Genomic DNA, 14,003 nt, shown 5'->3' on the forward strand with positions numbered 1-14,003 from the left:
GTGTCTCTCGCGCTTTGGCAGCAATGTCTCGATTATCTGCAGGACGAGCTGAATTCGCAGCAGTTCAACACCTGGATCCGCCCTCTTCAGGCCGAGGAAGGCGAATCCAATGAGCTGTGTCTTTTAGCACCTAACCGGTTTGTACGTGATTGGGTCAATGATAAATATGCGAAGAGAATCAGTGAGTTAGTTAGAGAGCTTGCACCGGCAAAGCCGCCCAAGGTAAGTCTGACAGTGGGTAGCCGGCGCGTGGTGGCTGCCGCACCGCAACCGCGTCAGCTGGGCACTCCTGTCTCAGCCTCATCCAACAGGCCACCGTCACCCTCTGTTGCTACGTCTTCACGCACTCATATGAACGATGATCGCGAAATTGATCAATTACGCGAGGAGTCTGCTTCCAAACGCGCGGGTGAGCGTCAGGTGCAGGTTGAAGGCAGTCTGAAACACACGAGTGGCCTTAACCCTAACTTTACGTTTGAAACCTTTGTTGAAGGTAAATCCAACCAATTGGCGCGAGCGGCATCACGTCAGGTATCAGAAAACCCTGGTGGGGCTTATAACCCATTGTTTTTATATGGCGGTGTAGGTTTGGGTAAAACCCACCTGATGCATGCGGTGGGTAATGCGCTCGCTGAGCGGCGTGAAAATGCGCGGGTGGTGTATTTGCACTCAGAGCGTTTTGTCGCGGATATGGTCAAAGCCTTGCAATTGAATGCCATCAATGACTTCAAGCGTTTCTACCGGAGTGTTGATGCTCTTTTGATTGATGATATTCAGTTCTTTGCTGGCAAGGAGCGCTCTCAGGAAGAGTTTTTCCATACGTTTAATGCTTTATTGGAAGGTGGGCAGCAGATGATTCTCACCTCTGACCGTTATCCTAAAGAAATCAGTGGCGTTGAAGAACGTTTGAAATCACGCTTTGGCTGGGGACTGACGGTGGCTATTGAACCACCCGAGCTTGAAACCCGTGTGGCTATTCTGATGAAAAAAGCGGATCAATCGAAAGTCGATCTTCCTCATGATGCGGCCTTCTTTATCGCCCAGAAAATTCGCTCCAACGTCCGTGAGCTTGAAGGGGCCCTGAAAAAAGTGATTGCTGACTCACACTTTATGGGCAAGACCATCACTCAGGACTTTATTCGCGAATCGCTGAAAGACCTTTTGGCTCTCCAGGACAAGCAGGTGGGTGTGGATAATATTCAGCGCACAGTGGCAGAATATTACAAAATCAAGGTTGCCGATCTGCTGTCCAAAAGGCGTTCTCGCTCTGTTGCAAGGCCGCGTCAGGTGGCGATGGCACTGGCCAAAGAGCTTACTAATCACAGTCTGCCGGAGATTGGCGACGCCTTTGGTGGGCGTGACCACACCACTGTGTTGCACGCTTGCCGTAAGGTAAAAGCTCTACAGGAAGAGAATGCGGATATCCGCGAGGACTATAAAAACCTGTTGCGTCTGCTGACCAGCTAATTACCGTTTAATCTGGAGCGTTAATGAAATTTTCCATTTCCCGAGAGGCGTTGCTGCGTCCACTGACACTGGTAGCCGGCGTGGTTGAGCGTCGCCAAACGTTACCTGTCCTCTCGAATGTACTCATTGAAATCGAAGGTGATCAAGTCGCCTTGACGGGCACAGACCTTGAGGTTGAACTGATAGGGCGCACGGTCGCCAGTGCTGTTGAACAGGAAGGAGCCGCGACTGTTCCTGCCCGTAAGCTGATGGATATCTGTAAATCGCTGCCCGAACAGGCTGAGGTTCAACTGGCTGTCGAAGAGGGTCGAGCGGTATTACGTAGTGGTCGCTCACGCTTTACACTTTCTACGCTTCCAGCGGCAGAATTCCCGAGTATTGAAGAAGCGGAAGGAGGTCAGGAATTAAGCGTTCCAAGAGGCACGCTCAAACACCTGATAGATTCGACGGCATTTGCCATGGCTCAGCAGGATGTACGCTATTATCTGAACGGGCTGCTACTGGAAATACAGACCAACCTGCTGCGTGCTGTTGCCACTGACGGGCATCGTCTGGCGATGTGTTCACGTTCGGTAGAGGTTGTTGTCGAGCAGTCACAGAAGTTGATTGTGCCGCGTAAAGGTATTCTTGAGCTATCTCGCTTGCTGGATGACAGCGACGAGCCGGTCAGTTTGACGCTGGGCTCAACGCATGTGCGTATACATACCGGTGATTTCACTTTTACGTCCAAATTGATTGATGGCAAGTTCCCTGATTACGAACGGGTTGTACCGCGTAACGGCGACAAGGTACTCCTTGCTGAACGCGCGGATCTGCGCCAGATGCTGTCGCGCACAGCCATTCTTTCCAATGAGAAATACCGGGGCGTGCGGCTCTACCTGGAACCCGGCAACCTCAAGGTCATGGCAAACAACCCTGAGCAGGAAGAGGCTGAGGAAAATATTGCGGTTGAATACAATGGTGCCGCGATGGAAATCGGTTTTAATGTCGGTTATCTCGTCGACGTGCTTTCGGTATTGAATGAAGATCGCATGCAAATGACGCTGGCAAATTCAAACAGCAGCGCTTTGATGGAAGAGCCCGGTGGTGGTGATGCCCTGTATGTTGTTATGCCAATGCGTCTGTAGTGATTGGCTTGGCGTTTTTTCCATTCATCATCGTATTTTTGATTCGGCGGCGCCACTTCTTCATGGTGGCTGCTGTCTGTGTAATCATGCCTGCCAATAGCACCTCCACAGGGTTGCGTCTCTGATGAGCATCCAGCAGCTCAATTTTCATGGTATAAGGAACCTCCAGCCGGTTACTGCCTTTCCCTCAAGCCGGATCAATATCATTAGTGGTGTCAACGGGAGTGGTAAAACCAGTCTGCTTGAAGGAATCCACATCCTCGGACTGGGGCGTTCATTTCGTACTCGTCAGCTAAAGAATGTCATCCAGCAAGGCGTCTCTGAAATGACATTGTTTGCTCGGCTCCATGACGATCAGGCAACTACCCTGGGTGTTCGTCGCCTACGTGAACAACGCGAATTAGAGCTGCGTATTAAAAACCGCAAACAGGTTCGTCTGGTTGAACTTGCTGAAATAATGCCACTGCAACTCATCAACCCGGATGCATTCCGCTTGCTTGAAGGCCCACCTGCCGGAAGAAGAGAGTTTCTGGATTGGGGGGTGTTTCACGTGAAACATGAATTTTTCAGTGTCTGGAAACGGGCGAGGCGAGCACTGAAACATCGGAATGCGCTTCTCAGGCGTGGTAGAATACAACCTGACGAGCTTGATGTATGGGAGAAAGAGCTGGCAAACAGCGGTGAAAGAATCGACCAGCAACGTCGCGAATGGTTTAGCAATTTTTTGCCGGTGTTTGAAGAAACCTTGCAATCATTATTATCGTTACAAGGCTTGACGCTCCATTATGCGCGAGGGTGGGATAAAAATCGCCCATTGGCGGATGTCCTGGCATCAAGTCGTGCAACGGATGAGCAGATGGGATTTACTCAGCAGGGCCCGCAGCGCGCCGACCTGAGAATAAAGATTAACAAGCAGCCAGCCATTGAGGTGCTTTCCAGAGGTCAGCAAAAGTTAGTAGTGAGTGCCCTTAAGCTGGCACAAGGTCGATTTCTGGAAAGAACGGCCAAGAGGCATTGCGTGTACCTGATTGATGATCTGCCAGCTGAACTGGATGAGCAACACCGCCAGCGGTTTTGTCAACTTCTTGAATCTATTCAATGTCAGGCATTTATAACGAGCGTCGAACCAACCGCCTTACAGAGTCAATGGCTTTCCGATACTGAAGTGAAGATGTTTCACGTGAAACATGCCGAGCAGAATGGGGGAGTGCACTCATTGTTAGGCCAGCTAAATGAAACTGGGCAGTGAACTTTGCGAGATACGTAAATCACCAGGCAAAAGTGAAACCAGGCGGTTCGGTGAGACGGACAAGACAGAATTCACGATGGAGTGGTCAATGAGCGAGCAGGCTTACGATTCATCAAGTATCAAAGTGCTCAAAGGGCTGGACGCAGTTCGCAAACGTCCAGGGATGTATATCGGCGACACAGATGACGGGACAGGTTTACACCACATGGTGTTTGAATTGGTGGATAACTCCATCGATGAAGCCTTGGCAGGTCACTGCAGCGAAATTCGCGTTATCATCCATCCTGATGAATCTATCAGCGTTAGCGATAATGGTCGAGGTGTGCCCACCGAGCTGCATGAAGAAGAGGGTGTATCAGCCGCCGAAGTCATCATGACGGTGCTTCACGCCGGTGGTAAGTTTGATGATAACTCCTACAAGGTCTCGGGTGGCCTGCATGGGGTCGGGGTATCGGTTGTCAACGCACTCTCATCAGAGTTGCGATTGACGATTTGGCGCCAAGGTGACGTGTTCGAACAGATCTACCACCACGGTGTGCCACAGGCACCACTTTCTATAGTGGGTAAAACGGAGCAAAGTGGTACCAAGGTTCATTTCCGGCCCTCAACTGATACGTTTGCCAATATCGAATTTCACTACGATATTCTCGCCAAGCGTTTGCGTGAGTTGTCATTCCTGAACTCAGGTGTCGCTATTCGGCTGATGGATGAACGCAGCGGCAAAGAAGAGCTTTTCCATTACGAAGGTGGCCTTAAAGCATTTGTCGACCACCTTAATAGTAAAAAGACTGTGCTCAACCCTGTGTTCCATTTCAATGCCGTGCGCGAAGATGGTGTCGAGGTGGAGGTTGCCATGCAGTGGAGCGATACCTTCACTGAAAGTATCTTCTGCTATACCAACAATATTCCCCAGCGGGACGGTGGCACCCACTTGGCGGGTTTTCGTGCTGCGTTGACACGTACGCTCAATCACTATATCGAAGCGGAAGGCCTGCTCAAGAAATCCAAGGTGAATACGTCAGGTGATGATGCACGTGAAGGGTTAACGGCAATTATCTCTGTCAAGGTGCCTGACCCCAAGTTCTCATCCCAGACCAAGGAAAAACTGGTATCCAGTGAGGTTAAAACAGCTGTAGAACAAGAGATGGGGCGGTTGTTTTCTGACTACCTGATTGAAAAGCCAAACGAAGCCAAGTCCATCGTTAACAAGATGCTGGATGCTGCCCGCGCCCGCGAAGCCGCGCGCAAGGCGCGCGATATGACGCGTAGAAAGGGCGCACTGGATATAGCAGGGCTACCTGGAAAGCTGGCCGATTGTCAGGAAAAGGATCCCAGCTTTTCTGAACTCTATCTGGTCGAGGGTGACTCTGCCGGAGGAAGTGCCAAGCAGGGACGTGATCGTCGGACACAGGCCATATTGCCGCTGAAGGGTAAAATCCTCAACGTCGAAAAGGCACGTTTTGATAAGATGCTGTCTTCAGCTGAAGTGGGAACGCTGATTACGGCCTTGGGCTGTGGTATTGGACGGGAAGAATTTAACCCGGACAAGCTACGCTACCACTCAATTATTATCATGACCGATGCGGATGTGGACGGTTCACATATCCGTACCCTGTTGCTGACATTTTTCTTCCGGCAGATGCCAGAGCTGATTGAACGTGGCCATGTGTTTATTGCTCAGCCGCCGCTGTACAAAATCAAGCGGGGCAAGCAGGAGCTTTATCTCAAGGATGAACAGGCCATGGTGGATTACCTGACATCTACCGCGTTAGATGGCGCTCGCTTGCATGTCAATGCGGATGCGCCTGGTATTGCCGGCTCTCAGCTGGAAGCTCTGGTGACTCAATATCGTGGTGTGATGAAGCGCATTGATCGCTTGTCTCGGGTTTATCCTATCGAGGTGCTAAAGCAGGTGGTGCATGCGTCCGGGCTTATGGGTGAAGAAAGCCTGAAAGATAACCTGACCATGCAGAACTGGATTGCAGAATTGCAGAAAGCCATGGATGATCAGGTTGCCTATGAGGGCGGGCCTCGCTATCACTTCCATCTTAAGGAAGATACTGAGCGCGGCCTTTTTCTACCCACCGTGTCTTTGCTTGCTCATGGTGTCACCACAGACTATATCTGGGGCCTGGATTTCTTTGAAAGTGCTGACTATCGCGCCATGGTAGCTTTGGGTGAAACGCTGAATGGTCTATTGGAAGAAGGCGCCTATATCGCTCGAGGTGAGCGCCAGAAACCCGTCAGGCAGTTTGCTGATGTGTTGACCTGGCTAATGCAGGAAGGGCAGCGAGGCCTCTCTGTACAGCGTTATAAAGGGCTGGGCGAGATGAACCCGGACCAGCTATGGGAAACTACCATGGACCCGGACAGCCGGCGTATGCTCAGGGTTACCATTGAAGATGCCGTAGCCGCTGATATGATGTTCAATACCCTGATGGGTGACGAGGTTGAGCCGCGTCGCGACTTTATTGAAACCAACGCGCTTGTTGCTAACCTTGATATATAGTCAGCAATGAGCCTGAGAAAGTAGACGATGTTTCACGTGAAACATCGTCTGCCTCTCTGATTTAAAGTAGATTACGCAATCGAAAACGCCGTTGAACCATTGGGTTCGGCGGCGTTTTGCTTTTATCCATGAAGAGTCAGTAACCAGTCAGCAAAGGCCGCGAGATCATCAAAGATTTTGCCTGCTCCAGGCCTTGGGCCTTTTACCTGTGTTTGCCTGCTTTGCCCTAGGTTGTAGTAAGCGATATGAGCAATTTTTCGCATAAATTGGCATGACGCGGTTCAGTGTTTCACGTGAAACATCGTCAGTGAGTAAGACATAAAAAAACCCGGCATAGCCGGGTTTTCGATTAGCATATATAAACTTAATGCGTCAGCGTATTACTGAGGCAGTTCAGAAATATCGGCAACTTCAAGGAATAACGCCTGCAGGCTGGCCAACAATGCCAGGCGATTGTTACGCACGGCAGTGTCGTCTGCCATCACCATTACCTGATCAAAGAAGTCATCAATTGGTCGGCGTAGTGTTGCCAAGGTGTCGAGAGCTTCCATGTAATGACCCCCTGCAAGCAGCGGAGCAACACTTTCCCGCCGATTGGTAATTTCATGGTAAAGATTCTGTTCAGCCTCTTCATTCAACAGGCTGGCATTTACCTGGGCGCTACCCTCATGAGGTTGCTTGGTCAGGATGTTGGAAACACGCTTGTTGGCAGCGGCGAGGGCGGCTGCTTCTTCACGCTGAGCAAAGGCTTTTACCGCACGTAGGCGGCGGGCAAAATCAAGGGGCTTGGTAACCGGACGGGCACGAACAGCAAGGTACATTTCAGCGCTGATACCTTCTTCCTGACCCCAGGCGCGGAAGCGATCCATCACATAGGTCAATACATCCTCTACCAGGCCCTCTGTTTTGGGAAGATCATCATGTTGCTCAGCGGCACAGGCGAACAGCTCGCGCAAATCCAGATTCAGCTCGCCCTTGATCAGGATGTTGAGCACACCAATAGAGGCGCGGCGCAGAGCGAAGGGATCTTTGGCGCCGGTTGGGCGTTGCCCAATCCCAAAAATGCCTACCAGGGTATCCAGGCGGTCAGCAAGCGCCAGCGCCTTGCCGGTCGAGGTATGTGGGATATCATCGGTGGCAAAGCGAGGTAGGTACTGTTCTTCCAGCGCTGTTGCTACTTCGTGGGGTTCGCCATCCTGTTTGGCATAATAGTGGCCCATAATGCCCTGCAGTTCAGGGAATTCCAATACCATTTCAGTGACCAGGTCACACTTGGCAAGTTCGGCGGCGCGTTGGGCCAAAGCCGGATCACCGCCAATCTGAGTGGCAATCAGTTGGGCAATGGTGCTTGTACGGCGCGCCTTATCCGCCAGGGTGCCCAGCTTCTGCTGGAAGACAACGCTTTCCAGCATGGGAATACGGCTGGCCAGGGTGCGCTTGCGGTCTGTTTCATAGAAGAAAGCAGCATCAGCCAGGCGGGGTCGAATGACCTTTTCGTTACCCTGGATAACCTGATCCGGATCCTGGCTTTCGATGTTGGCAATGGTGATAAACAGCGGTTTGAGCTGGCCGCTGTCATCGACCAGGTGGAAGTATTTCTGGTTGGCTTTCATCGAAGAGATCAGACATTCGGCAGGCACTTCCAGGAAACGCTCATCGAAGCTGCCGGTCAGAGCAACGGGCCATTCAACCAGGCCACTGACCTCTGCCAGCAGTGACTCGTCAATCACGGCGGTGGCTTCCTGAACTTCCGCCTCAGACAGGACCTGTTCACGAATTCGCTCCCGGCGCCTGTCGCGGTCGGCCAGTACATAGGCATCTTCAAGCGCTGCCAGGTAGTCATCTGCATGAGCCAACTGGATGGCATCCGGGGCGTGGAAGCGGTGGCCGAAGGTGGTGCGGCTGGCTTCAAGGCCCAGGGCTTCAGCGGCAATGACATCACTGCCATACAGGGCGACCAACCAGTGAACCGGTCGGGAGAACTCAACCCGTGAGGCCCCCCAGCGCATGTTCTTGGGTACGGGTAGCCCGCCAATGGCCTTGCGCACGATCTCTGGCAGTAAAGCCTGAACGGTCTCACCGGCTTGCTGTTCGTGATAACCCAGCCAGGTACCTTTATCGGTTTCGAGGTGGATCAGCTGATCAACCGTAACACCGCAGGAGCGCGCAAAGCCCTCAGCGGCCTTGGTGGGTTGGCCATCCTTGAAGGCCGCGGCCAGGGCTGGCCCGCGGCGCTCCACGTTACGGTCCGGCTGTTTCTCGGCCAGTTCGCGCACCTGGACGGCCAGGCGGCGTGGGGTGGCATAGGCGATGACGTTATCAAAGGCGACACCGGCGTCTTCCAGGCCGCGCTGAATGCCATTGGCAAAGGCATCTGACAGCGTATCCAGCGCCGAGGGCGGAAGTTCTTCTGCGCCAAGTTCCAATAGAAGCGTATTAACAGCCATTATGCGTCTCCCAGATCGGCCAATAGTTCACGCCGTAAGGCCTCTGGCGCCATGGGGAAACCTTCGGCTTTGCGTGAGTCATAATAGGAATGGGCAACATTGCGCGCCATGGTACGTACCCGCAGGATAAAGCGTTGACGCTCGGTCACTGAGATGGCGTGACGGGCATCCAGCAGGTTGAAGGTATGAGATGCTTTCAGCACCTGTTCGTAAGCGGGTAACGGTAGCTTGGCGTCAAGCAGCTTGCCGCACTCCTGTTCCTGATGGTCAAAGGCCTTGAACAGTTGCTCAACGTCGGCATATTCAAAATTATAGGTGGATTGCTCCCGCTCGTTCTGAAGGTAAACGTCGCCATAGGTGACCTTGCTGCCATCCGGTGCGACGGTCCATACCAGATCATAGACGCTGTCCACGTCCTGCAGGTACATGGCAATCCGCTCGATGCCGTAGGTCAACTCACCGGTGACAGGGAAGCACTCAATGCCGCCTGCCTGCTGGAAATAGGTAAACTGGGTGACTTCCATGCCGTTCAGCCAGATCTCCCATCCCAGGCCCCAGGCGCCCAGAGTAGGGGATTCCCAGTTGTCTTCGACAAAGCGGATATCATGCACCAGGGGGTCGAGCCCCAGACGCTTCAATGAGCCCAGGTAAAGCTCCTGAAAGTTGGCCGGTGATGGCTTCATTACCACCTGGAACTGGTAGTAATGCTGCAGGCGGTTAGGGTTTTCACCATAGCGGCCGTCAGTAGGGCGGCGTGACGGCTGAACATAGGCAGCATTCCAGGTTTCAGGACCAATGGAGCGCAAAAAGGTGGCCGGATGAAAGGTACCCGCGCCAACTTCCATATCCAGTGGTTGTAGCACAACACAACCTTGCTCTGCCCAATATTGCTGCAGGGCAAGAATTAGTCCTTGAAAGGTCGACACATCAGGTGCCGCGCTAGGGGTTGAATCACTCATCGGAAAAAGCACCATTGGCCATGAATTCAAAGAGCGTCAAGTATACAATTACTCGCAGGCAGGTTATAGGCACATACAATATCCGGTACTGTCAGTTAAGCCATGCCCATCCTTTTTCGTACTTCGGAGCACGTGATGAATGAATGAGCCTGTAAAGCGGCTATTGGTCATGGGTCCAAGCTGTCTGGCAGAACTTGTCATGGCGCAAAGTCTATTCATCACCCTGAAACAGCGTGAACCGGAGGCGACGCTGGGTGTAGTGGCGCCTGCGTGGTCCCAACCGATTATGGCGCGCATGCCAGAGGTAGATGAGGTATGGTCGTCAGGCCTTCGGTATGATGAGTTCGATATCAGATCAAGCTGTGAACTGGCTGCCAAGCTTAAAGGGCGCTATGACCGCGCAATAGTACTTCCGCATTCTTGGAAGGCCGCTCTGATACCATTTCTGGCGCGTATTCCTGAGCGTATCGGCTTTTTAGGTAAGCAACGCTATGGCGTGCTCAACGAGCGTCGCAGACTCGATAACCTGGTGCTTGACCAGACGGTGAAGCGTTTTGTGTCATTAGGATTGCCGGAGGACGAAGTCAGTACGGGTCAGTTTGCCATTCCACGCCCGCGCTTGACGATTGATCGCGATAATCTGGTCAATCTACGCATTGCCCATCAACTGTCTTCGCGGCCCGCGATCGGCCTGATGCCTGCAACTCAATGCGGCTCTGCCCAGCAGTGGCCACCGGCCAATTTTCATCAGCTGGCAGAGCGTCTGGTGAATGACGGCTATGAGGTGCGTATCTTCGGTGACCCCAAGGATCAAGTGGTCGGTGATGCGATTGCCCAAGGGTTGCTGCATACCCATAATCTGTGTGACAAGACGGGCCTTGCGGATGCCGTTGATCTTTTGGCGGATTGTGTCCAGATGGTGACCAACGATTCGGGGCTGATGCACGTTGCCGCTGCAGTCGGTACTCGGGTGCATGCTGTTTGTTCTTCATCACCTGCCTGCACGCCACCCTTGACTGCCAACGCACAGATTCACTATCAGGCACTGGAAGGTTCTCCCAGCTTTCAGCGTGAATGCCCGCTGGGCCACACAAACTGCTTGAAGAACCTGGACGTTGAGAGTGTCTATACGGCTGTTAGCGCCACGCCACGTCCAGTGAGGTTTAATGCGCAATAGGATGTTCTTCCGGAGTGTCCTGCGGGGTTTCGAGTACCTGTGACTCTGTGCCTGGTCGGCTGTCGGATTCTGACGACCTTTGAGGCGCCAGCCCTTCCCAGAGTCGCTCCTGAAGCTCGCTTTCTGCATGTAAACGTTCATTGATAGATTGAACCCCGTGACGCTCAACCAGTGTTTCCGCATCACTGAGCAGAGAAACGCCCAGGCCTGCCTGTGAGTCATTGGGAGTATAACCAAGCGCATCCAGCAGGGTCGGAAAAATGTCCATGGTGGAAGCACTGCGCGATATACGCTGTGGCGCCTGATCGGTACCCAAGAGAATAAACGTATTGTCCCGATCCAGAGTGGTCAGCTCATCCCACACTGAAACGCGCATGGTGAGATGATCACTGAGAATCGCTACCACGGTGTTATCAAGCAGACCACCTGCTTCGAGGCGTTCAACAAGGTTGCGCGCCAGCCAGGCCGAACATTCCACAGAATACAGGATATCAATCTCATCCCATGCGCCTTGTCTTTCAACACAGCTCTGGGCTGGATATCCGTTGGGCGCATGACCGGTAATACTCAGGTTAACGACCCCCCAAGGCTGGTCAGACTGGCTTTCCATGCGTTCAATCTCTTCCACTGTCAGGTCATAGAGGGTGTCATCATAAAGCCCCCAGTCATTGACGTATTCGGGATCTTCCAGACGGCTCTGTAGCGCCTTAAAACCGAAGACATTCTCAAACCCGTGATCGCTGTAAAAACGTCCTTTACCGGCGAACTCGGTACTGGCACCGCCCAGAAAGCTTAGCTGATAGCCTTGTGCACTGAGCAGGTCGCCCAGGCATTCAACCCCGGGTACCACCGATGAAAGGGGCTCAAACTGTCGGTCATGCAGGAGTCCGGCAGGCATCAAGGGGGCTCCGCACTGGCTGGCAATCATGCCGGCCATTGTCCAGCCGGTATTATCAAGCTGCTTGACACCTTCAAATACCAGGCCCTCTTCACCCAGATGGGCGAGATCTGCATAGGCATCACCAAAGACAGGATGACTATAAGTGCGCTCAATGCTTTCCAGGTATAACACCAGCAGGTTGGGAGGCGAAGACTGTGAAGAAATCTCAGGCGTGATATAACGCCTTTCCAGCCAACCATGGTCATCCGCCACCACCACCGCACCGCGCTGGCCGAGGCTGTAAAGCAGCGGATTCGTAGCCAGCAACAATACGGCGAGAAAGGGTTCTGAACGTCGCCAGCGCCAATCATTGCGTGCCAGCCAGGTGATTGAGATCAGCATTGCCAGCATGGTCAGGGTGTACAGAACTGCTGCCACGAGTCGCCCCGAGCCTCCATGGTCTTCCATGCCTGCCTGGAGATGGTAAAAAACAGCTCCGATGTCCACATCTCCGAAGCTGTCAGCCAGGTAAATGTACAAGCCCCAAAGGCACAGTGGCAGCAATGACCACGGAGTCAGCTTGCGATAACGACGATAGCATGGCTGCCCGCTTCCCAGACGGCGTCCAAGCCAGACAAAGGCGATGGCTACAAACGCAAACGACCACCAGGGTAACCGGGTCAATATGACAATGGCATAGCCCAGCCCGATACCGATAATAACGAGTGGTAACCAGGTGCCAGGTGGCGGAAGTTTGAATCGGGGCATGGGGCTCCTACATAGCTAGGATTCAAATGGCTACTCAGCCTATGCCAATGCTTCTCACGGCATGGCTGTTAAATACAGTGAAAGCTTACCATGAGAAAGGGCCTGGCGGGCGATGAAGGGGGTGTGCGGCCAGGACAGATCAGTCACCCACTACGCTGGATAAGCGCGTCAAGGCGGGGAACTACACACACTGAACGGGATCGATGAATTCTGTTTGCGCTTTAGCCTGGAAATGATGCCTCAGCGGTTAAGAGAAACCGTCAGATATGCCAGAATGCGTTGTCATGAAAGAAGAGAAGTGCCGTCGAAGGCCGATTGTGCAAGAATTATAAACCTGTGACTGCTCGTTTGAGCTTTTTTTTAACGTTTATGGAGCATCCATTTGACTACTCTGGTGACTGGCGCGGCAGGATTTATTGGGTCTGCAGTCGTGAAGCGCTTGCTTGAAAATGGCGAGAGTGTTGTCGGTCTGGACAATCATAATGCGTATTACGATCCCGAACTGAAAGAAGCGCGGGTGTCACGTCTTGTTGGTCATAGCGGCTATGCACATCTGCGCATCGATGTAGCAGACCGGGAAGCAATGGCAGATGTATTTCGGCGGTATTCCTTCAGCCGTGTGATTCATCTGGCCGCCCAGGTAGGCGTGCGCTACTCACTCGAGAACCCTGCTTCCTATATTGACAGCAATCTGACTGGGTTCGGCAATATCCTTGAAGGTTGCCGACAACAGGCCGTCGATCATCTTGTTTACGCCAGCAGTTCCAGTGTATACGGCGCCAATGAAGAGATGCCCTTTTCTACCCATCACACTGTCGACCATCCGATAAGCCTTTACGCAGCGACCAAGAAAGCCAATGAATCCATGGCGCACAGTTACAGTCACCTGTATGGCATTCCGACCACAGGTCTGCGTTTCTTTACAGTCTATGGCCCATGGGGACGCCCTGACATGGCTCTTTTCAAATTCACTCGAGCGATTTTAGCCGGAGAAACCATCCCGGTGTATCACTTTGGTCAGCATCGGCGCGATTTCACCTATATTGATGACATTGTGGAAGGCATTATTCGCGTACTGGAAAAGCCTGCGCAACCCAACCCTCAGTGGTCAGGCCAATCCCCGGACCCGGCCACCAGTATGGCTCCCTGGCGTCTTTACAATATCGGCAATCAGGAGCCTGTTGTGCTGATGGATTATATTGCTGCCCTGGAGGGTGCGCTGGGTATCAACGCCAACAAACAGTTGTTGCCCATGCAGCCCGGTGATGTGCCGGATACCTATGCGGATGTGGAGGATCTGGTTGAACAGTTTGGTTACCAGCCTGCCACCCGCGTTGAGGATGGCGTAGCAAAGTTTGTGGCCTGGTATCGGGACTTTTATTGTGTTTGATTTGCTGATTAATACCAAAATCATAATGAA

Annotated in this window: 9 protein-coding genes; 6 read left to right on the forward strand and 3 right to left on the reverse strand. The window is 52.7% G+C overall.

Annotated elements, in window-relative coordinates; translation table 11 throughout:
• The 4 genes from dnaA (at nucleotide 1) to gyrB (ending at nucleotide 6,352) form a co-directional block, all read left to right on the forward strand.
• Nucleotides 1-1,467 (forward strand): chromosomal replication initiator protein DnaA, encoded by a 1,467-nt coding sequence (gene dnaA, locus LL947_RS00005; protein ID WP_499833563.1) that lies wholly within the window; start codon nucleotides 1-3, stop codon nucleotides 1,465-1,467.
• A 23-nt stretch (nucleotides 1,468-1,490) separates the two neighbouring features.
• On the forward strand, nucleotides 1,491-2,594 hold the full coding sequence (gene dnaN / locus LL947_RS00010; RefSeq protein ID WP_290823280.1) for a DNA polymerase III subunit beta: 1,104 nt from the start codon (nucleotides 1,491-1,493) through the stop codon (nucleotides 2,592-2,594).
• Between the two features lie 124 nt (nucleotides 2,595-2,718).
• Nucleotides 2,719-3,843 (forward strand): DNA replication/repair protein RecF, encoded by a 1,125-nt coding sequence (gene recF, locus LL947_RS00015; protein ID WP_499833564.1) that lies wholly within the window; start codon nucleotides 2,719-2,721, stop codon nucleotides 3,841-3,843.
• Nucleotides 3,844-3,931: 88 nt separating this feature from the next.
• Nucleotides 3,932-6,352, forward strand: a complete 2,421-nt coding sequence (gyrB, locus tag LL947_RS00020; RefSeq protein WP_499833565.1) for a DNA topoisomerase (ATP-hydrolyzing) subunit B — start codon at nucleotides 3,932-3,934, stop codon at nucleotides 6,350-6,352.
• 380 nt (nucleotides 6,353-6,732) lie between these two features.
• Here gyrB and glyS read toward each other — a convergent pair whose 3' ends face one another.
• Both glyS and glyQ read right to left on the reverse strand, forming a co-directional pair.
• Nucleotides 6,733-8,799 (reverse strand): glycine--tRNA ligase subunit beta, encoded by a 2,067-nt coding sequence (gene glyS / locus LL947_RS00025; protein WP_499833566.1) that lies wholly within the window; start codon nucleotides 8,797-8,799, stop codon nucleotides 6,733-6,735.
• Complete coding sequence (glyQ, locus tag LL947_RS00030) at nucleotides 8,799-9,758, reverse strand: glycine--tRNA ligase subunit alpha (protein ID WP_499833567.1); 960 nt, start codon at nucleotides 9,756-9,758, stop codon at nucleotides 8,799-8,801. The genes glyS and glyQ overlap by 1 nt, the downstream gene beginning before the upstream one ends.
• A 139-nt stretch (nucleotides 9,759-9,897) precedes the next feature.
• Here glyQ and waaF point away from each other — a divergent pair, with 139 nt between their 5' ends.
• Complete coding sequence (gene waaF, locus LL947_RS00035) at nucleotides 9,898-10,935, forward strand: lipopolysaccharide heptosyltransferase II (protein ID WP_499833568.1); 1,038 nt, start codon at nucleotides 9,898-9,900, stop codon at nucleotides 10,933-10,935.
• On the opposite strand, the gene LL947_RS00040 is transcribed toward waaF, so the two are convergent.
• Nucleotides 10,922-12,583, reverse strand: a complete 1,662-nt coding sequence (locus LL947_RS00040) for a sulfatase-like hydrolase/transferase (protein WP_499833569.1) — start codon at nucleotides 12,581-12,583, stop codon at nucleotides 10,922-10,924. The two genes, waaF and LL947_RS00040, sit on opposite strands and share 14 nt — an antisense overlap.
• Before the next feature lie 382 nt (nucleotides 12,584-12,965).
• On the opposite strand from LL947_RS00040, the gene LL947_RS00045 reads away from it, so the two are divergent.
• A complete protein-coding gene (locus LL947_RS00045) occupies nucleotides 12,966-13,973 on the forward strand; it encodes an NAD-dependent epimerase (protein ID WP_290823287.1) in 1,008 nt (335 codons plus the stop codon).
• The last annotated feature ends 30 nt before the right edge of the window (nucleotides 13,974-14,003 follow it).

It is taken from the genome of Halomonas sp. BLK-85, assembly GCF_044792155.1.
Classification (GTDB): domain Bacteria; phylum Pseudomonadota; class Gammaproteobacteria; order Pseudomonadales; family Halomonadaceae; genus Vreelandella.